The 21258-nt window shown below is 37.2% G+C and carries 19 protein-coding genes; 6 read left to right on the top strand and 13 right to left on the bottom strand.

What is annotated here, in order from left to right; translation table 11 throughout:
* Nucleotides 1-235: 235 nt before the first annotated feature.
* Both ACWPWS_RS07975 and ACWPWS_RS07970 read left to right on the top strand, forming a co-directional pair.
* Complete coding sequence (locus ACWPWS_RS07975; protein ID WP_454046168.1) at nt 236-598, top strand: hypothetical protein; 363 nt, start codon at nt 236-238, stop codon at nt 596-598.
* A 127-nt stretch (nt 599-725) separates the two neighbouring features.
* The gene (locus ACWPWS_RS07970) at nt 726-1667 is read left to right on the top strand and encodes a tetratricopeptide repeat protein (protein WP_454046167.1); all 942 of its coding nucleotides are present in this window, start codon (nt 726-728) and stop codon (nt 1665-1667) included.
* A gap of 405 nt (nt 1668-2072) precedes the next feature.
* Here the strand turns inward: ACWPWS_RS07970 and ACWPWS_RS07965 are convergent, their stop codons facing one another.
* Nucleotides 2073-3065, bottom strand: a complete 993-nt coding sequence (locus tag ACWPWS_RS07965; protein WP_454046166.1) for a hypothetical protein — start codon at nt 3063-3065, stop codon at nt 2073-2075.
* 521 nt (nt 3066-3586) lie between these two features.
* On the bottom strand, nt 3587-4441 hold the full coding sequence (locus tag ACWPWS_RS07960; protein ID WP_454046165.1) for a GLPGLI family protein: 855 nt from the start codon (nt 4439-4441) through the stop codon (nt 3587-3589).
* A 631-nt stretch (nt 4442-5072) separates the two neighbouring features.
* On the opposite strand from ACWPWS_RS07960, the gene ACWPWS_RS07955 reads away from it, so the two are divergent.
* Nucleotides 5073-7823, top strand: a complete 2751-nt coding sequence (locus ACWPWS_RS07955) for an RCC1 domain-containing protein (protein ID WP_454046164.1) — start codon at nt 5073-5075, stop codon at nt 7821-7823.
* A 175-nt stretch (nt 7824-7998) separates the two neighbouring features.
* On the opposite strand, the gene ACWPWS_RS07950 is transcribed toward ACWPWS_RS07955, so the two are convergent.
* On the bottom strand, nt 7999-8787 hold the full coding sequence (locus ACWPWS_RS07950; protein WP_454046163.1) for a PhzF family phenazine biosynthesis protein: 789 nt from the start codon (nt 8785-8787) through the stop codon (nt 7999-8001).
* 441 nt (nt 8788-9228) lie between these two features.
* On the opposite strand from ACWPWS_RS07950, the gene ACWPWS_RS07945 reads away from it, so the two are divergent.
* Nucleotides 9229-10827 carry a tail fiber domain-containing protein gene (locus ACWPWS_RS07945; RefSeq protein ID WP_454046162.1) on the top strand — a complete coding sequence of 533 codons (1599 nt, stop codon included), beginning with the start codon at nt 9229-9231 and terminating at the stop codon, nt 10825-10827.
* A 403-nt stretch (nt 10828-11230) separates the two neighbouring features.
* Here ACWPWS_RS07945 and arsB read toward each other — a convergent pair whose 3' ends face one another.
* The 7 genes from arsB to ACWPWS_RS07910 form a co-directional block, all read right to left on the bottom strand.
* The gene (arsB, locus tag ACWPWS_RS07940; protein ID WP_454046161.1) at nt 11231-12265 is read right to left on the bottom strand and encodes an ACR3 family arsenite efflux transporter; all 1035 of its coding nucleotides are present in this window, start codon (nt 12263-12265) and stop codon (nt 11231-11233) included.
* A gap of 2 nt (nt 12266-12267) precedes the next feature.
* Nucleotides 12268-12879: an arsenate-mycothiol transferase ArsC gene (locus ACWPWS_RS07935; RefSeq protein WP_454046160.1), complete on the bottom strand. Its 612-nt coding sequence runs from the start codon at nt 12877-12879 to the stop codon at nt 12268-12270.
* Nucleotides 12880-12898: 19 nt separating this feature from the next.
* Complete coding sequence (locus tag ACWPWS_RS07930; RefSeq protein WP_454046159.1) at nt 12899-13372, bottom strand: DUF6428 family protein; 474 nt, start codon at nt 13370-13372, stop codon at nt 12899-12901.
* Nucleotides 13373-13450: 78 nt separating this feature from the next.
* Nucleotides 13451-13780, bottom strand: coding sequence for an ArsR/SmtB family transcription factor (locus ACWPWS_RS07925; protein ID WP_209784939.1), 330 nt, complete (start codon nt 13778-13780; stop codon nt 13451-13453).
* Nucleotides 13781-13956: 176 nt separating this feature from the next.
* On the bottom strand, nt 13957-14901 hold the full coding sequence (locus ACWPWS_RS07920) for a 3',5'-cyclic-nucleotide phosphodiesterase (RefSeq protein WP_454046158.1): 945 nt from the start codon (nt 14899-14901) through the stop codon (nt 13957-13959).
* Between the two features lie 124 nt (nt 14902-15025).
* Nucleotides 15026-16147 carry an agmatine deiminase family protein gene (locus tag ACWPWS_RS07915; protein ID WP_454046157.1) on the bottom strand — a complete coding sequence of 374 codons (1122 nt, stop codon included), beginning with the start codon at nt 16145-16147 and terminating at the stop codon, nt 15026-15028.
* 69 nt (nt 16148-16216) lie between these two features.
* The gene (locus ACWPWS_RS07910; RefSeq protein ID WP_454046156.1) at nt 16217-17041 is read right to left on the bottom strand and encodes an AraC family transcriptional regulator; all 825 of its coding nucleotides are present in this window, start codon (nt 17039-17041) and stop codon (nt 16217-16219) included.
* A 141-nt stretch (nt 17042-17182) separates the two neighbouring features.
* On the opposite strand from ACWPWS_RS07910, the gene ACWPWS_RS07905 reads away from it, so the two are divergent.
* Together ACWPWS_RS07905 and ACWPWS_RS07900 are read left to right on the top strand one after the other, a co-directional pair.
* On the top strand, nt 17183-17431 hold the full coding sequence (locus ACWPWS_RS07905) for an FUSC family protein (protein ID WP_454046155.1): 249 nt from the start codon (nt 17183-17185) through the stop codon (nt 17429-17431).
* A complete protein-coding gene (locus ACWPWS_RS07900; RefSeq protein WP_209784935.1) occupies nt 17432-17839 on the top strand; it encodes a YybH family protein in 408 nt (135 codons plus the stop codon).
* 66 nt (nt 17840-17905) lie between these two features.
* On the opposite strand, the gene ACWPWS_RS07895 is transcribed toward ACWPWS_RS07900, so the two are convergent.
* The 3 genes from ACWPWS_RS07895 to ACWPWS_RS07885 all read right to left on the bottom strand — a co-directional run bounded on the left by ACWPWS_RS07895 (nt 17906) and on the right by ACWPWS_RS07885 (nt 21255).
* Nucleotides 17906-19360, bottom strand: coding sequence for a sigma 54-interacting transcriptional regulator (locus ACWPWS_RS07895; protein ID WP_454046154.1), 1455 nt, complete (start codon nt 19358-19360; stop codon nt 17906-17908).
* A 63-nt stretch (nt 19361-19423) separates the two neighbouring features.
* Nucleotides 19424-20563 carry a vWA domain-containing protein gene (locus ACWPWS_RS07890; protein ID WP_454046153.1) on the bottom strand — a complete coding sequence of 380 codons (1140 nt, stop codon included), beginning with the start codon at nt 20561-20563 and terminating at the stop codon, nt 19424-19426.
* Nucleotides 20564-20844: 281 nt separating this feature from the next.
* Nucleotides 20845-21255, bottom strand: coding sequence for a DUF2000 family protein (locus ACWPWS_RS07885; RefSeq protein WP_454046152.1), 411 nt, complete (start codon nt 21253-21255; stop codon nt 20845-20847).
* Nucleotides 21256-21258 lie beyond the last annotated feature (3 nt).

Raw genomic sequence — 21258 nt, 5'->3', positions numbered from 1 at the left:
TGTGGTAATTGTGCGGCAATTTTTAAATCGCTTAAAAATTATTACAGAAAACAGACTCAAAATGCTGTGAAAATCATTTAATTCTGGCAAAATTACCTCCTATATAATATCTTTGCAAATTAAAAGAAAAGTGACCATTTATATCTTATCTGCATCTATTTTGGCAGGTAGATTACTCTCTTAGAAGGGGATGTTCAGTAATGTATTTATAAAAAATATATTTAAGATTAAAATTATGATTTTAAAAAATAGAAATGGGTGGATAATTTTCTTTTTATTACTGATTTTTACGATAAAATTGAACGGACAGGTATATTCCGAATTAGATATAGACAGCCTGCAAACAAAAGAAACTAAAAGGCTAATGGAAAATGGTGATTATAATGGAGTGATTGCTATGGAAAAGAAATTGCTGAAGCGGTCTAAGGAGCTAAATTATACCAAAGGGGAGATCAGAGGATATATGAATTTAGCTGATTATTTATGTGGGCTAAACAGGAATAAAGAGAGTTTTTACTTTCTTTCGATTTCAGAGAAAAAGCTGAGAGAATTTAATGAGGGCCGTTTTGATTACAAGGTTGAATATAATTTATGGTAAGAACTATCATGGTTTGGGCTTATATAAGGAATCTCTTTTGAGTTTTAATAAGGCTATTCGGCTTGCCTACAATATATCTGATAAAGAAGAAAGAAACCGAGGGCTAAATTATATATACAATCAGAAAATGATTGCTTTCGCGGAAAAAGGTTTAATGGATTCCGTGTATTCAATGGAACGTAAATTACCTGTGAATTCTGAACTATACGTTTCTCGTGCTGAAAGGAATCTCAAAAGCAAAAAGCTGGATTCAGCAGAGTATTACCTGAATAAGGCCAATTTATTATCCAGTCAAGCCCCGGCCGAAAGTAGATCCAGAGTTTTACTGTCTTATGGAGAGCTTTATTTTTATAAGAAAGAATATGAAAAAGCATTGAAATACTATTTCCAGTCTTTACAAGTAGTCAAAAAAATTGGACTGAAAAAGTCTGAGAGAGTAATTTATCAACGTATTTATGAAAACTATAAGAAACAGAATGATATCGAAAGAGCCAATGAATATTTGGAAAAATATACTGCATTAAATGATAGTCTCAATAGTGTGGAAAGAAATATCTTAGATATTCCGATCAGGAGAATTACCGATGAAAATATTGAAAATGAAAAACAGAAAAAAAATGTTTTTTATTATATCATGATAGGGGTCATTTTATTAAGCATTATTTTATTTGCTGTTTTATATAAAACGAATAAAAGTAGGCAGAAACAAAAGGATCTACTGATTATGGAGAAAGAAAAGGAAACGGAAATTCTTAAGAAGCAATTATCTTCATCTATTGATGAACTGGTACAGCTGGCTAAAGAAAATTCACCTGAATTTTTTACCCGTTTTAATGAGATATATCCTGAGTTCAGAAGGGAATTATTGGAAATTTCCCCTCGCTCAAAAGCCAGTGAGATTACTTTTTGTGCTTATTTATTTCTTAATTTTTCTACTAAAGATATTGCAGAATTTACTTTTACATCTCCTCGCACCGTGCAAACCCGCAAATATAATATTCGCAAAAAATTTAATATTCCTTCTAATGAAGACCTGTATATATGGATTCAGAATATTGCTGGAAATTAAAATAGAAATATACTCTGTTTCCCCCGTAATTTGTTGTTAAGTTAATTGTACTTACTTTATTCGTATGGCAATCTCTTGATTTTTTTGATCCTTTACAGGACCGTTAAAAAGCAGCTCAAACGAAAGAATGATCCTCCATAAATTCGCTGATAAATGAAAACCCGTTTCCCTGCGGTTTCTTTTGGTATATTCTATGAGAATAAGGAGAATAGTTAAAGTGAATTCATTTTTATCATTAAAATTCTTGCAAAGGGGTAAATAAGATGTTTAAAGCATCAGTTTTTGTACTCTCAGAACAATAAAAGAGCTACCATATGGAATGAAAAAACTTCTGTTTCGTTTACAAAACAGAAGTTTAACAATAGGGGAATTTTCTTTAAAAAGACAATCCGTATGGTTGATATATTATTTCTCAAATAACTGGAAGGATACATCTGTTACTGTTATGTCCAGCAAATGAGCATTTCCTGTTGCATAATTACCATCTGCTGTTCCTGAATTATACTTTATAAGAGATTGAGTGGGTTTAATTCTGACCTGCAGTATATTATTAGTATTTAAAAGAGTAGTTCCCGTTAGGCTTGTTGTAAATAGCTTGGTTGAATTTACTGCTGCGAATCCTCCTGCCGCAATACTAATTATAGAAGAAAAAGTTCTGATAACAGCTCCATTCAGGATGAGCTCTATATCATATTGTACCCAATGGGTTTTAACGGGAACAATATTATTTATAGTTGCAAAAGCAAGTTTATAATCCAATGACAGTAAAAAATATTTATCTGTATTCACACTTTTTTTATCAAAGGTAATAGTATAAACAGGGTTAAAAACAGTGGAGGAAGGGACTGGACAAAGGCTATTAGTAGCCGTACAAGAGCCTACCATCTGGTCATAAGTATAAGATCCGTTAGAGGTATTTGCTGCACTAAACCCCTGCATAGCAGACAGCGCATATGTGTTAAATGTTGGGATGTCATTGATACTGGCCATCTTAAACCAGCTGGGAGACGCTGGTGTTCCGTTATTATAATAGAGTCCTGAACCTCCGGTAATGGCTGCGTTGGTATTGTAAACCACCAGACCGTTGGCAGGAGAGGAAACGGTAGTCCCATCAGTAAGATTTTGTAAGCTTAGTCTGGGCAATAAAATCCCCTTACTTCCGGAACTGATGTCTAATATTGCAGAGCTATTGGGAGAAACGGTTCCTAGTCCTACACTTCCTGTGGGGGTGACTACAACATCATTAGTCTGCTGCAATGCTGTTGGAACTCCTGTTGCAGCATTATCCTTATTTCCGTCAATATGGAATACACCTTGAGGGTTACTGGTATTAATACCAACTTGCCCTTTACTGTATAAGGCCATTAAAAATGCTGTAAGTAATACAAATTTTTTCATCGTAGAATTTTTTAGTAAATAAATTACTTGTTTTAAATTTTTACAAAAGTGATAAAGAAAACAGGGAATCATATAAAATTAACATACGTATTACATACGTATATTCATGTACTACAAAAACATTTTAAACCAACAAGCTGGTACAACAATGCTACAACGTAATACAGCATTATACAACATTCTACAACAGTGCTACAACAGTTCTACAACATAATGCAATATACAGGCAAAAAGATAAATTTTAATTTACCTTTTCATAAAGTAGTAGCGTAATGCCATCCAATTATTTTAAATATACGATCTGATATTTACAGGATCCGTTGGGATGTCAGCTACTGAGGCAGCAAAGATTAAACAGCAGAAACTATTATTTATTTCAGAAGGCGTAAAAATGCTTATAATAGGTCTTGGCTAAGATGGAGTAAGAAAAAAGAGGTATTAATCTTGAAGAATAATCCCAAAATTTAATGAAGATAAAAAGTAGGGAACGTGTAGTTCACGAAGATGATCTAATACTGAAATTATTTGTACAACTCCTTTTCTATAAAATTATTGAATCGTTTTAAGAATTCCTTTGCGCGTGTTTCTTTGTTTCTGATTAATTCTTGTTTGCTCAGGGGATTTTTGGTATTTGAATCAAACATTATGGTTTCTGACATTCCGGAGGAGCTGTGCATTAGTTTGATGTTTTTAGCAGGATCTTTTATGTATTCATGCCAAAGTTTATTGAATTTTTCCTTTGTCAGGAAGATTTCTGCCGTTTTTGCATCGATAAGTGAAAAGCTGTCGTTGAGCTTCTGGCTTCCAACCATATTGAAAATATGAGTTCCCTCTTCATCTTCAATATGTAAGATCAAGCCGGGCAGGCCACAAAATTTATAAGGTCCGTCCTGAATTTGAATGTCAGTGGTAAACCATGCAATCCAGTTTCTTCCGCCGAAATGGGTGGTAGCCTTCTGCGCTTTAAAACCTTCGAAAGTTTTTGTTTCCGGAAGAACCTCCCAATTGATTTTATTGAGTTCTTTTACGGCAACATTACTGGCATTAAGGGAAGTGTGGTACACTGTTTCCAAGCCTGGATACATTTTGGAAACCCTGAAATTGGCTTTCGGATGTTGGATCTTTCTAAAGTCAATATGGATGGTATTTGAAACCTTTCCTTTTTCAAGTTCCGCATTGAAAAGAGAATCCCGCGTAATAAGCAAAGCGCTGTAAAAATAAGATCCCTTTTTGGTAATATCGAGATTCATAATCTCCTTTTCCACCTTATCCTTGTTTAAGGTATCCATCTTGAAGGAATATTCATAGACAAATCTTTGATTTTGAGAAAACAAAATTCCGGAGATAAAAAGTAAAAGAGTAATGATGATTTTCATTTTCTATTTTGAATAATGGTCGTTTTTAAATTAACAGATGACTCATGACATCATTCAAATATAAGCAATGTTTCTAAAAATAGACGGTCTGTCTATCTATGAACCAGCAAAAGCGAATGTTTCAGTAATCTTAAGCACTTACTTTCTTATACTTTTTGATGTATAAATCTTTCCTGCAAAAAAGAATAATGATATTCCGGCCTTGCTGAAAAATCTTGATCTATGGTATTTTGTGAGTCATCATAAAAATCTATTTTTGCATTGAACGGCATAAAAGGCATTATAACTGATCATGTTGTTTCCTTAAAAAACTAAACCTTAAAACTAATTAAACCATGAAAATGAACAAAACTACACCGTATTTGTTTTTACGAATACACGCTCTTTTTTCCCAGTAATTTAAAACAACAGTAAGTCCTTAAAATTTCTTAAGGGCCAGAGCTGACATCTGCAAAATTCTTTTAAAATCAACGCTTATTCATTGATTAATATCCCTGTTTCTCTATGAATTCATTTGATTCTGAGGTGTTTTTGGATGTTCGGATTACTTGTGGTATGGAGTTCAGAAACCATGTAAACGAAGCGGAACCGAAAAGCTATACGAGTAGGAAAATATCATGAAAATTAAAATATGAGAAAAATACTTTTATTAGGTGTATTCATCAGTATACACTCCTTTGCGCAATGTTGGCAAAGTCTTAATGCAGGAAATGAGCATTCAGCAGGAATCAAAACAGACGGATCACTGTGGGGATGGGGAACTAATTTTTCAGGAGAATTAGGTGACGGAACCTCGATGACCAGAAAAGTACCACGCCGGATAGGAAAAGTTACCGACTGGAAAATGGTCAGTTCCGGAGGTAACATGACTTTCGCTATTAAAAATAATGGAACATTATGGGGCTGGGGACGTAACGATTACGGGCAATTGGGAGATGGAACTATCGGTATAAAGAATATTCCAACACAGATAGGAACAGATACGAATTGGCAAAGCGTTAGTATTGGGGAGGACTTTTCGGTAGGAATCAAAACAGATGGAACGCTATGGACGTGGGGACGTAATGATTCCGGACAATTGGGAGACGGAACTACCATTTCAAAAAAGACCCCAACGCAAATTGGAACAGATACCAACTGGCAAAGTATTGATACAGGATATAAGTTTGTCTTAGGAATCAAAACAGACGGGACGTTATGGGCATGGGGTACTAATACTTCAGGACAGCATGGAGATGGAACTAACATTTTAAAAAAGGTCCCTACACAAATAGGAACAGATACGAATTGGAAAAATGTTGACGCTGCAGATAGCTATTCATTAGGTCTGAGAACAGATGGAACACTCTGGGCATGGGGTCAGAATGTTTACGGGCAATTAGGGAATAGCACTAACGTTTCAAAAAAAATCCCGCAGCAAGTTGGAACAGCAACCGACTGGCTTTATATAGGGGCTAAAAATGGAGCTGCATTTGCAACAAAGACAGATGGAACCCTTTGGTCATGGGGATATAATGCTTTTGGACAATTGGGTCATGGAAACGACACTTCAAGTGCCACATTTCCCCCTACACAAGTAGGCTCTTCTACGGACAACCTTCAGATCTATGTAGGAAAAAATCATGTTCTTGTAAAAAAAACCGATGGTACTTTTAGATCTTGTGGTTTAAATAGCTCAGGTCAGTTAGGCGATGATACCACTATTGAAAGAGATTCGTTTGTAGAGATTGCCTGCCCTGAAGTTTGCATCTCTCCGACACAGTTTTCAACAAATAATATTACTTCGGCAGCAGCTACTATTAGCTGGACGGCAGCAACCCAAGCTCCCAGCAAAGGCTATTTGTACATGTATAGCACAAATCCTACGATGAGTGGAAATAATGGAACGACTGCTTCTACAACCGTAAATTTAACAAACTTGATGCCTGCAACTACTTATTACTGGTGGGTGGCCTCTGATTGCGGATTCAGCCAGGCGGTTTGGCTGGAAGGCGGATCCTTTACTACACTTCCTGCAACTGAACCAGGCTGTTGGAAAAATGTGAGTGCCGGTCTTAATCATTCCATAGGATTAAAAAAAGACGGAACATTATGGGGCTGGGGAGATAACTCTGATGGTGCGCTGGGAGATGGAACTACCATTAACAGAAATATACCCACACAAATAGGAACTTCTGATAACTGGGTGAAAATAGTAGCCGGACTTTCTTATTCGGCAGGAATAAAAGCAGATGGAACACTGTGGACTTGGGGATGGAATTATGACGGGCAACTAGGAGATGGAACTACAGTGAATAAAACCTTACCTATACAAGTGGGAATAGCAACAGACTGGGTAAATATTGCAACCGGAGATGGTAATATGGCTGCCATAAAATCTGATGGAACGCTTTGGGGCTGGGGAAATAATAAGAGTGGACAATTAGGGGATGGCACAACAGTGAACAAAACCCTACCTATACAAATAGGAACAGCTACTGACTGGCTAAATGTATCCTCCAAAGGTAATCATACGCTTGCTATCAAAACAGATGGAACACTTTGGGTCTGGGGAGATAACAAGTTTGGACAATTAGGGGATGGCACAACAGTGAATAAAACCTTACCAATGCAAATAGGAACAGCTACAAACTGGAAAGCTATTGAGGGAGGAAGGACTCATTCGATGGGACTCAAAACAGATGGTACAATCTGGGCCTGGGGAGATAATAGATGGGGACAATTGGGAGATGGTACAACAGTGAATAAAACCTTACCTATACAGGTTGGAACTGCAACAGACTGGCGGAATTTTAGCAGCGGCACTAATGGTTCCACTATAGCTGTAAAAACAGATGGAACGCTTTGGACGTGGGGATATAATGCCTCAGGACAATTGGGAGATGGATTAACAGTACACAGATCTATTCCAATGCTTATCGGAACTACCACCGACTGGCAAAGCATCTCAGCAGGAGCTCAAAATACATTGGCTATCAACACGAACGGACTTTTAGTGATCTCTGGTACTAATAGCCACGGAGAGCTGGGAGATGGAGGAGATACTCAAAGAACAATTTTTACACCTGTTGGATGTCCTGCAAATAATGTAATGATTAATGGAACTTCAGCAAACAAAGGTTTGAACATGGATAAATCCTCATTCAATGCAGATCAGCTTAAAGTCTATCCTAATCCGGTATATAATATTCTGAACCTCTCATTGGATCAGAAAATTCTTTCAGCAGCAGTTTACAATACAGCGGGAAAAGAGGTACTTGCTAAAGTAATCAATGATACTAAAGGAACACTTGATTTTTCAGCTCTTTTACCGGGTATTTATCAGGTGATAGTACATTCAGTGAATGGCACTGTAAAAACTGTAAAAGTAATCAAACGCTAAACATAACCATTATAAATTTCATTGAGAAATGAACCGAATAGTTCTCTCTTAAGAACGTTCATCGGAAAAATAAGATTATTTATGCAGAAAGGCCTTGAATCATTTGATTCAAGGCCTTTTTATTGCTGAATATCCCATGATGATCATTGCGCTGCAAGATCTCCTGAAATCTTTTTTATTCAGTCCAAAAATGTCCTGCAGAATACGTTTTGGCTTTCCCTGCCACAATCACTCTTTCATTCTTGTTTTCACAATAAAGCTGGCCGCCTCTTTCAGAGATCTGACGGGCAAAAAGCTTATCTTTTCCTAATCTTTCAGACCAGAAAGGAATAAGCGAGCAGTGGGCAGAGCCGGTAACAGGATCTTCAAGAATGGAGGACTGTGAAGTAAAATATCTTGAGACAAAATCACTGTCCGTACCTGCTGCTGTCACGATAACACCTCCCGGATCCAGATTGATAAGATCAAAAATAGATCTTTCAATTTTTATGTTTTTGATATCCTCCTCAGCATCATATACCAGCACATAATCTCTGGATTTGAAGACTTCTTTAGGCTGTATGGTAAGAGCTCGGGTGATAATATCCGGAAGAGTAGCTGTTTCAGGCATTCTTGATGGGAAATCCATATAATACATCCCATCTTTTACTTCTACAGTCAATGCACCGCTTTTGGTATCAAAGATTATTCTATTGCTCTTATAATTTAAGATGGTGGCCAAACAATGAGCCGTTGCAAGGGTAGCATGTCCGCACAGATCCATCTCTATTTCAGGAGTAAACCATCTCAGGTGAATCGTATTGCCGTTATCAATGAAAAAAGCTGTTTCTGCTACAGCATTTTCACGGGCTATTTTTAAGAGAGTTTCATCTGGTAACCAATTTTTTAATGGAACAACACACGCCGGATTTCCACGGAAAATCTCATCTGTAAAGGCATCTATTTGATATAATTCTAACTTCATGATTGGTAAAAATTTCATTTGTATAAAGATAATCTTTTCAGAAAGCCGATCCTAATTATTCATACTTCTGTAAAATAGTTATTTATAGAATTCTGGAGCTAAAAAACAGTTGTGGATTTAATCTTCTTATACAAATTAATAGTGGTTTCTTCCTTATACAGCTTGTCATAATTTTTCCACATACAGATGGAGATTTCTTTACACCTGTTTCTTCAAAAACGATTCTGTAACCTATAGTTTTGTACTATTAAAAACAGGAAACAATGAAAAAATATTTTTATAATTTTCTTCATTCAGATTTTTCAGGGTACCAGCTAGCACTATCTACGGTTTGTTTACAGAGAATCTAAAACTTACAATAGCTGCTGTATCATAAAATCATTATACAGTTTAATTTCCTAAGATTTATTCACTTTATCAATAACTCATAATCATATCATAATGTTTAAAAATTTTAATGCATTATCAATCGCGGCCGCTTTGCTTTCTTACAGCATTGGATCTGCTCAAAGTGTGGGGATCAACATGGCCCAACCCGGATCAACCCTGGATGTTAACGGATCCTTGGCTGCAAAATACTCTTCTGTTACCTCTGCAGCTTATGCCATGACTTCGGGAGATTTTCACATCTCGTATAACGGAGCGGCCAATGCTGTTTTCACCCTTCCGGCAGCTGTTTCAGGAACAGGCAATTTCAGAGGACGTATGTATACCGTTAAGAATAACACCGCTTTTACGGTTACGGTAACTCCTGCGGCTTCAGAAACAATTAATGGAAGTGCAAGTGCCGCAATAGGACCTAACCAAAGCCTGCAGCTGATCAGTACCGGACTTACAGGCGCTGTTTCTACATGGGAAGTCTCAGGAAATACCAATATTACAGCAAGTAATGGACTTACTGCTGTAGGAGAGGATGTGAGACTTGGTGGTACACTTTTGCAAAATACAGCGATTGATTATTTAGATAAAGCTTTATACTTCAGAAGTAATGTGAATGGGTCAGGACTTACATCCATCAGTAATACAAACTCCGGAACCAATGCTTCGGCTCTTTTAAGGCTTACTAATGATACGGGAAGTTCTATGGATATGTTTCTTAATTCTTCAACCAAAACCACTGAAGGAGGAGTCAATGCAGGAACAATCAATAATATAGGCGGTGCTCTTACTATAGCAGGGAATAATAATGTTGCCCAATTTAAGCTAAGTCAGGCCAGTGGTGGTGATTATTTTTATAATGCAGACCGAAAGCTTAATTTCAACGGAGATGGTGATATTACCGCCTTTGGTGCAGCAGGGAATGCTCTTAATGCCTATAATGGGCTTCTTACTTTAAAAGGGAACAGCAGTAGTCCGGCATTTGCTCAGGTAACAGTAGGTACTACAGGTTTTCGATATTATTATGCCAATAATGCCAATAGCACACTCGATATTGATGGGAATGGTGATATCAATATGAATAGGCCAGAAGTAGGTGGTATTGGCGGAAATAAAGTTGCAGCTACCAAAGGACATCTTGATTTAAGCGGATACAACACGCTGAATGGTTCTGTTACTCAGATCTATCTTGGTGCAGAAGGATTCAAATACAGTTATAACGGCAGTACGAAAGTGACTATTGACGGTAACGGGCTGGTGAGTGCGGCAGGAGGTTTTGTCAATACTTCGGACATGCGTTTAAAAACTCAGATTAAAGAAATAGGATATGGTCTCAGTACCATTATGGCATTGCAGCCGAAACAATACGAATTATCTGCTAATACTCAAATTAAAGAAGGAAAACCTGCTGTTAATCCTGTACAGAAAACACAACATAAAATCGGATTCCTGGCGCAGGATCTTTATAAAGTAATTCCTGAGGCGGTCTATAAACCGAAAGATGACACAAAAGAAGCCTGGGCCGTCGACTATGCTTCTCTTGTTCCTGCACTTACAAAAGCTATTCAGGATCAGCAGAATGAAATAGAAGAGCAAAAAGTCACAATTAAAAAACTGGAAACAGAAATGGAAACAATCAAAAAGAAATTGGGATTGAATTGATTGAAATGTCCACGGTTCTAAAAACACACGATAAGAATAATTATCTTATTTTATGAGGAGAAGCATTTTAATGAAATATCCCTCGGTTTCATTTTTTGATTTTTCAATACGTTGCTAAAGCCTGCCATCTTGCAGGCTTTTTATATTGATCAATACAGATTGTTTTAAACAGTAATGGGATTTGTGAAGCTGTTTTTATTCATGTATCTTTATGTAAATATATTTTGAATATTACATTGATATAGTTGAGCTTATATGACAAAGCCATTATTATTCTTCTCAACCGGGTACTTTATCTATCTTGGACGTGCTGTTGATACTGTAGTTCATGAGCATCATGCAATACAGATTGCTATAAGTCTTGAGGAGAAAATAGAGGCGCTTTATGGTTCTTCCGGTCAGATTACTCATGATACCATTTCTTTTTCAGGAATGCACTTGCTTTTACAAGAAGTATTAACACCGGAACTTCTACCAAAGGGCCAATCACTCCTACAAATGCCTGTGATGAGTGAATACCGAAGACGGAGATCGCAACAGCAATGGCCAGTTCAAAATTATTTCCTGTAGCTGTAAAGGCAATAGATGCATTTTTATCATAAGGAATTTTTAATGATTTGTTGATGATAAAGCTCACGAAAAACATAAGAATAAAATAGATCACCAAAGGGATTGATACTTTAATTACATCCATCGGAAGCTCCAGTATTTTTGAACCTTTCAGGCTGAACATCAGTACAATGGTAAATAATAAAGCGTACAGTGTAACAGGTGATATTGTAGGAATGAATTTTCTGTTGTACCATTCCGTTCCTTTAGATTTTATCAGGAAATAACGACTGAGGAAACCTGCCAGAAAAGGAATTCCAAGGTAAATCAGTACACTTTCTGTAATATCTTTCACAGAAACATTTACATTAAAACTGGCCAGACCTAACTGATTGGGAAGCACATTAATAAACAGCCAAACCATAAAACTATACGTAAACACCTGAAAGATGCTGTTTAAAGCAACCAGTAAAGCCGCATATTCTCTGTTCCCTTTGGCAAGATCATTCCAGACGATTACCATGGCAATACATCTTGCGAGCCCAATCAATATCAGCCCTGACATATAATCAGGTTCGTGTCTTAGAAAAAGAATTGCCAGTCCGAACATCAAAGCCGGACCAATGATCCAGTTGAGGAATAAGGAGACACCAATTGCTTTTTTATCCTTAAATACCAATGGCAGAAGTGAGTAATCAACCTTTGCCAATGGGGGATACATCATAAGAATAAGGCCTATTGCCAGAGGAATATTGGTAGTTCCTACAGACTGTGAATTGATGATATTAGGAATAACCGGAAACAAATGTCCCAAAGCAACTCCAATACCCATGGCAAGAAATATCCATAACGTAAGATAACGATCCAGAAACTTTAATCTTGGCTGCATAATTATTTTTTGATTTTTGAAAAAACATAGAACATTTCTTCTGCAATTTGTACGCTTCTTTCAGTATATATTGCTTCCTGCTCCGGGGTATTGTCCGAAACCTTTGGATCTTCAAAGGTAATGGGGATTCTTTTTTCTGCCCCGGCGATAAACGGACATCCTCCATCAGCCTGTGAACACGTCATAATGGCTGCAAATCCTGATACAGGGTTGAAATGGCTGTCATATTTCTTGGAAAAACCAATGATAGGAAGATGGTTGTCATCGTATTTTATAGCATACACGGGATTAGCCGTATCGGCAATACTAAAGACTGTAAAACCCTGCTTCGCTAAGACTTCTGCAATCTTGGGAAATACGGCTGTTGTCTCTGTTCCCCCAGAATAACAGTTAATTTTCGGAATCGTAAAGAAAGTGGCTGCTGCCTGTGCCCAGACCTGTGCCAAATGGCTGCGGCGGGAATTATGGGTGCAGATAAAATTCAGATTGATTTCTTTGCCATCATCTACCTTTTGCTGGATAAAACTGATGAGTGGTTCCAGAGTTTCTTTTCTATCAGTCTCTATATTTTCCCATTGTAAAGACTGAACTGTATTTGATAATTCTTGGTACATAGTATTATATAATGATCAATTAGCAGCAGCCTGATGCCGGATTGCATGCTGATGTTGAGGTTACAGATAATTCAGACAGGTTTTTCTTTGGTTTTTCCGAAGGAATGCCACAGGCTTCCTGTGCAAGGCAGGCTGTAGTCTTGTTCTTGAGGACAAAGTTTTTCCCGTTAAATTCCAAATCATACTTACCAATGGTTTCCCCTTGATATTCTACTTCAATTTCTGAATCTTCTATTGCCAGTTTTTCTTCAGAAAGCTGAATGATATGAAGCAGTTTCCCCGGTTTCAGACGATGTTCATAATCATCCGCATTCCATAGCTGGAAGTTGACCACTTTTTCACTTCTGATTACACCGCCGCAATCAATGAATTTTTTGATAATCTGACCTACTTCCGTTACATGGAAATGCTCAGGGACAAACGTTCCGTTTTCCAATTGAAATTCAACATTCTCCAATGACGGCAGAATTTCTTTGATTTCTGATAGTCTCATAATAGATTAAAATTTAATGAGTAATTATTTTAAATTGTTATATTGCAATATTACGATATATTAGATGAAAAAAATGCTTTAGCAGCATTGTTTTATAGTAACATCCTGATTAAAAAACAGGTTGAATTCATTTTGAAACTGTTTCCAGGTATTTTCATTGATGCAGTAGCATACCGACTTTCCTTCAATTGAACCTTTGATAATACCGATATTTTTCAATTCTTTTAAATGTTGAGAAATGGTAGCTTGCGCAAGACCAAGTTCTTCAACAAGGTCGTTACCTATACATGCCTTCTGATTAATGATATGTTGTAAAATAGCTATTCTTGCAGGGTGACCCAACACTTTAAGTAAAGAAGCCAGCTTGTTTTGCTCTTCAGTATAAATGTCTGTTTTAGTTACTCCCATTACTTTTATTATTATATTGCAATATTACGATGTTAAATTAATATAACAATGAAAAAACTTTCTAATTTTAAAGAATTTGAATTAACGTACTGAATGTTAATGCTTTAAATTTTATGTGTTTAATGATTGCAGAAAAAAAGATGAAGCCGAAATAAGCCTCATCTTTTGATTGATAATTAGGGTAAACTAATTTTTTTACCTTGTTCAGGGAAAATATAATTTACGTTTAGGGGATTGTTTTTCAATAATTCCTTTTTGATAAGTTCTGGATTATCACCTGTAGGTTTTCTATGGGTAACGACAATATTGAGCCCTTCAAGATTGTTCTGACCTGTTTTTTCTTTCAGCTTACTTAATTCTTCAACCAGAAGATTAGGAGTAAGGTGGCCAAACAGAAGATGCTCAGGCTGGCTGTTAGGGAAAGAAACTTCAATTAATATGGTATTCAGTTTTCTTTTTTTAACCAGAGGAGCAACGGTATTCCAAAGATGATCCAGACGGTCAGATTTTTCAATGCGGTCTGCACCTGTATCTCCCAGATACAATAAATAGTGTTCATCTCTTCTTACCAGTGCAGCACTGCTTTTATAAGGGTTTACATGGCTCAGTTCATAACCTGTGATAAAGAAAGGTGTTTTAGGTGCAGGGATTTCAGCGCCTTCCTGAAGTTCATTATAATGGTATTTTCCAAGGATAGGTTTTTGTCCCTGATCCGCAAAATTAATCCAGGTATCTGTGATGAAGTAATGATTCTGTAAAATCTGAATCACAGGTGCTATAGCAAAAATATCCTTTTTGGAGTCGGCCGGGGAATTGATGATCAGTCCTGATAAATGATCCAGATGACCATGCGACACAAAATATCCTTTTATCTGATCTTTTAACACTGTTTCCGCTGATCCTTCAAGACTTTTTAATTGAATTGCTTTCCGTATTCCGGCATTAACGGTACCGGCATCAAGACAAAGAAATGAATTGTCTTTTGGGGCTCCTACCAGATAGGCTGATAAATTGTCTTCCTGCTCACCGCCATATATCCCTAAAGGAATAACATCAAAATTTTGTGCCTGACAAACAATATTCAGAAGCAGGGCTAATAAAGAAACTGCTGTTTTTTTCATAATACTTACAATAGAAAACCACCTTTTAGCAAGATGGTCAGACAAATTTACGCTATTTTTGGGGACTGGCATTCTTTATCAGGAAAGCCTGCTGATTTTCAGCAGGCTTTATTTTTAATAGTATTTATTGGGGCTGTTGTTGGGTTACGCAGTGTACCATTCCGCCATTGGCAAATAAATTACGGCAGTCTATTCCCACTACCTGTTTGCCAGGATACAGCTGCTGAATAATGTTATTGGCCACAGCATCATTGGGGTCGTTGTAGTTAGGTACCAATACGCGGTTATTCGCGATATAATAATTAATATAAGAAGCACGGCCTACATTTTTTCCATAGGTTGTTATTACATCATTTCTTGTGAGGGGTACTTTTACGAAATGATAAGCAGATCCGCTTTTTGTGGTAGCATCATATAGCTTATTAATATCACCATCCGGAACCTGCCAGTAGTTAAGATCATCAGGATTCATAGTGATAATCGTGGATGAATTGGCAAATCTTGCGAAACCATCAATGTGCATATCTGTGATATCAAGACCGGCTTTTCCATTCAGCCAGATAAATTTGGTTACCCCCAGATTTTTAGTAAATATGGCTTCTGCTTCCTGTTGGGTCATTCCCGGATTTCTGTTATTATTCAGGATAGAACTTTTACAAGCCATCAAGACTCCGTTTCCGTCCATTTCCACACTTCCGCCTTCATTAATCATCACTGAGTTAAGATTGATTTTTGGAATATTGGTATCTGTAGCTATTTTGGAAGGAATGGTGTTGCATTTGCTGTAATCGGCTTTATTACCCCAGCCGTTAAACCCCCAATCCTGAATAAATAACTGTCCGTTTTGATCCTTCACATAGATAGGACCGTTATCTCTTACCCAGAAATCATCTGTCTGATAAAGCTTGAAATTAATATGGGTAAGCGGAACTCCGGCAATGTTTAACAGGGCTGTAATACGATCCTTTTCTACACCGTCATAAGCAATGATGTGAACTTTTTCACTTTGTACCAGTTCTTTGGCCATGGCTACCCATGTTGCATCCAGTCTGTTACGGTAAGTAGTTCCATATTGATACTGATGGGGCCATTGAAGCCAGGTTCCTTCGTGTGTTGCCGATTCTTCCGGCATTTTGTAAAGAGCTGCCACAGGGTTCACCGTATCTGGATTCTCTACTGTATCTGTCTGTGAACAGGAAAGTAAAAGGGCAGGCAAGAGCAGGGACAAGATTTTCTTTTTTTGCATAATTGATCTATTTTTAACAGGGCAAAATTAGATCGATAAAAGCTGTAAAAGTTGTCCCAAATTGACAACTTACTTCAGGGGCAATAAAATATAAGTCAGCTGTTTTTCCTGGTCCTCTTCATTTTTAGCATGCCTTTCATATTTTTCGATAATAGGAGTGTGGGTGAATTCAAGACCTGAATTAAAAATCCAGCGGGAATAGATTTTGGTATAGGTTTCGTCAATGGTGTCATAGCTGCCTGCGTGGGTGAAGCGGGCATATTTTCCTCCCAATATTGTTTTTGAAGGAAGCTTTTTTTGGGCAGACTGTACGGAAGAACATGCATCATACCGGCAGTTGATTTCAGTGGTAATCAATGGTTCATCTGCGATGACTCCAAAATAGGCTGTCCCGGAATCTGGAAACTCATTTTCCATAAATTTTTCCCACAGAACTTCAATCTCTTCATTGTTGTAATACGTGTTAATACTCTGATAATATACCTGCATGGGTTTCAAAAATACAATTTCGGGTTCCAGCAAAATATCTGATGTGACCGGAATGATGGCGTCTCCACAAAGGAGCTGTTCTTTACTTTGTCTTGCTGCTTTGGGTGAAATTCCAAAATGTTGTTTAAAAGCTTTGGAAAAAGAAGCGATATTGGCGAAACCTACTTCAATAGCAATGGAGGTAAGGTTTTCCTGAGTATAAAGAATCCGTTTATAGGCATTTTCTACTTTTAATCTTTGCTGGAAAGCTCCAATGGTTTCCCCACAACTGTACTTAAAAATGCGCTGGATATTTCGGTAGGAGTAATGGGAAATATCTTCCAGTTCCTTTACAGAGACGGGCTGATCGTAATTCTTTTCCATGAAATTGATAATTCTGTAAATACAATTCAGGTTGTCTTCCATAAGCTTTGAAATTTTCAGAAATAAATTACAAATAAAAGAAATAAAAAAATGTCTTAGCAATGTTGTATTTTAGCTTTCGGTAAAACCATAATTTTTGCCATTTTAAAAACCCAAAAACAACCCAAAAACTTGAAATAAACCATGGAAAAAGAATTATCACAATTAACCGACCATGAATTATTAGAAAAGAAAAAAGAAATCAAATCCAATAACATTCTCAATGCTGTACTTCTGGGAGTAATGGTTGGTATTTCTATTTATAGTACCATAACGGGCGGTTTCGGATTTCTGACTGTTTTGCCATTATTTTTTGTAGGTTCTATTGTGAGACGCTGGAATAAAAATAAGAAACAATTAGAAGAAGAATTAAACTCCAGAAACCTGAAATAAATGCACGGGTTTAACAGACAAACAGAAGCGGGAGCAGTAGCTTATTTCCGTTACTGTATAAAAAACGGAGATGCTGTAGGTGCATTAAGCTGTTTTCATCCCGAAGCGGTCTATATAGATAGGGATGGGAGAGAGCTGAGAGGGCTTGATCAGATCGCATTGGCAATGAATGAGATTTGCCGTTTACAACTGGATATTCAGGGTGAAACTCCCCATGTAACCGTTGTGAATGATCTTGCCATGTGGCTAGACCATTGGGAAATGACCGGAAAAGCTCCGGACGGGCATCTGATTGAAATGAAAGGTCATACTTCCTGTATCATGAAAAGAAATGAAGACGGAGAATGGTTGTGGCTGGTTGATAATCCTTTTGGTGCTGCAATCCTTAAAAATGATAATATGGTGTAAAGAAAAAATAAAAAACCTTCAGATCAGTTCTGAAGGTTTTTATATTTAATCTATCGGATATTGATTTTAATTACGCAAAAACTGGCCAATTCCCGGCGAATCAAAAGTAAATGCATTTTGATTTTCAGATTTATCAATTTTGTTGCTGATGGTTAATGCCCATAAAATTAGCTCTTTACAGAAATTCTGATCTTCAGCGTTGAGTTCAGAGGTATTTTCTTCTACTACCGCTACTAGAGGAGCTATCTTATCGAGTTTAGCATAAAATTCTTCATCTGTATCGTTGTAATTAAGTTCTAAATGGTTTTTATTGAACCATCTGATCAGATCGGTATAAGGTGTTTTGATGCCTTCTTTTTCCAGTTTGGAAATACGGGGGAATATACTTTCAAATTGAGTCATGACTGCTTTGTCAATCAGAATTTTGGCTACGTAATCAGCACCTTCCTGTTCTCCTTCATATACCAGCTCAATTTTTCCTGTAATAGACGGAATGATAGACATGAAGTCGAGCAGTCGGATGGTGGTTTTCTCTGCTCCGGATTCAATCAGACGTAATTTGGCGGCTGCAACCAAGTTTTCCATTGCACTGATCGTCAAACGGGCACTTACACCGCTTTTTGCATCTACATATTCACTGATTCGGGCTGCAAAAGCTACTTCTTCCAAAAGATCTTTCGCCAGATCAGGAATCTGTATCTGTGCTTTATCTTCAGCAGAAATCAGGGCTTCCTGCTCGGTAATCTGTCGGGCAAGAGCAATTGTTTTTGGATAATGGGTGAAAATCTGCGATCCGATTCTGTCTTTCAACGGAGTTACAATACTTCCTCTGTTGGTATAATCTTCCGGATTGGCTGTAAAAACAAATTGAATATCAAGAGGCATTCTCAGCTGGAATCCCCGGATCTGAATATCTCCTTCCTGTAAAATATTAAACAGGGAAACCTGGATTCGGGCCTGTAAATCCGGCAATTCATTTAAAACAAATATGGAACGGTTAGCACGGGGAATCATTCCGTAATGGAGAACCCGTTCATCAGAATAAGGAAGTTTTAAAGTGGCCGCTTTGATAGGGTCTATATCACCGATTAAATCAGCAACATTCACATCCGGAGTAGCCAGTTTTTCATAGAAACGTTGGGAGCGGTGTACCCAGGAAATAGGAGTTTTATCACCCAATTCATCAATGAGGTCTTTGGCAAATTTTGAAATGGGATGAAACGGGCTGTCATTGATTTCGGAACCTTTTACAACAGGCATATATTCATCAAGCAGATTAACCATACTTCTTGCAATTCTGGTTTTTGCCTGGCCGCGCAGTCCCAGTAAATTGATGTGGTGCCCGGCAAGAATTGCTTTTTTCAATTGGGGAACAACGGTGTCTTCATATCCCCAAAGTCCTTCGAATACTGGTTCCTTAGCTTTAATTCTGGCAATTAAGTTGGCCTGAATTTCCTCATTAATTGTTTTATGGGTATAACCGGAGTCTTTTAATTCTTTAAATGTGATATCGTTTTTCATTTCTTGTAATACTTTATCGGGTAAGGTTTTATTTTCAATGCTTTAAAGTCTGAAATCTGACCTTTAAATTCTTCTTATTCTGTTTTTTTCGTAATCTTCAAAAATCATTTGTCCTAAACCTGAAAGCCCTGTCAGGAAAGCTTTCCCTTTATTCTGAGCGGTAAATTCTTCTACAAACTGCCGCAGATAAGGATCCTGAGCAATCATAAAAGTAGTGATGGGTATTTTCAGTTTTCTGGCTTGTGCAGCTCTGTTGAAGCATTGGTTAACAATTTTTTCATCCAAACCAAAACTATTCATATAAAACTCTCCACTGGGAAGCTGAATGCAACTTGGCTTTCCATCGGTGATCATAAAAATCTGTTTATTGGTATTTCTTTTTCTGCGGAGAATATCCATTGCCAGTTCAAGTCCGGCAACGGTATTAGTATGATATGGACCTACTTTTAAATAGGGAAGGTCTTTGATTTTGATGGGCCATGCTTCATTTCCAAAAACAATGATGTCGATAGAATCTTTGGGATATTTTCGCTTAATCAGTTCCACAAGTGCCATGGCTACTTTTTTCGCCGGAGTAATACGGTCTTCACCATATAGAATCATGGAGTGGCTGATGTCTATCATGAGAACGGTACTCATCTGTGCCTTGTATTTCGTTTCTTCTACGATGAGGTCTTCCTCTGTCAGGCGCAGGTCTGAAATTCCGTTATTGATCTGTGCATTCTTTAAGCTTTCAGTCATATTCACTGCTGCAAGATCATCTCCGTATTGGAAGGAGCGGTTTTCACCATCTCTTTCGTCTCCGATTCCTGTTTTGCTGGTGCGGTGATTTCCCGCTCCGTTTTTCTTCAGTTTTCCAAAAATCTGGTCTAAGGCATACTCACGAAGGGCTGCTTCCAGTTTAGGCGTTAATATATTTTTACCTTTTCCACTTCCTGTATTGCCTTCTTCAGGATCTTCTTCTCTGATATAACCTCTTTTTTTCAAATCTTCTTCAAAATCCTGAAGGGTATATTCTTCATTGAAGATATCATATTCTTTATCAAGCATATCAAGCCATTCGAAAGCTTCCTCTATATCTCCTGAGGTATGGGTGAGCAAATCTTTGAAAACATCAAAGACCCGGTCAAAATGTGATAATTCCTCCGGTACATGCTTGCTGAATATAAAGCCTTTCTGAGGATTAAAATTTTTATCTGTCATAAGATGATACGCTGTTTTTGCTGTTATTGGGTTGAATATTTCAGTTTATCATACAATAAAACGGCCTGAAATATTCTTTATTCCTTTATTTCGTTTCAATCTGAAAAGTTAGGAAAATATCACTTCAAGATTCCCTTTGATAAATAGAAAAAACTAATGGTAGTGATATGGAATTAGTATATAACAGCTTATATTTTGACAAGGTCCAGCGTAATGAAAAATGCACAATATCACAGTTGTGCATTTTTATTATGATGAGAAAATTGGTTTTATAAGTGGTTTTATTCGTGAAATTTTAACCCATCTAAAGCTTTATCAACTTTTTTATTTTCTCCGTATACAATCATACCCACCAGATCCAGATTATCTGCAGTATGTTTTGCTATTTCAAGAACATTTTCTTCACCTGACCTTGTAGCAAATAGCTGTTGGGTATAGATGCCTATTGCCAGTTCACGGTCTTTTGCCCGGCGGAATGCTCTCTGAAGCTTTTCTGCATTATCTGCTTTAAAGATAAGGGTTGGGTGTTTGATAAAAGCTAAATATTCCTCTTGATCTGCAGTGATGAACTTCTCGCCATGAGTTTCGGGAAATTTAATTGCGATACTTCCAGCCAAAAAAGAAACAACATTAAGTTTTTGCCAGGGTAACAGGTCGTCTTTGATAACGATGGCTACTTTTTTATCGTACATATT

The sequence above is a fragment of the Chryseobacterium sp. Marseille-Q8038 genome, assembly GCF_965111995.1.
The sequence above is the reverse complement of the archived record's forward strand: the minus strand, read 5'-3'. Positions and strand labels throughout refer to the sequence as shown.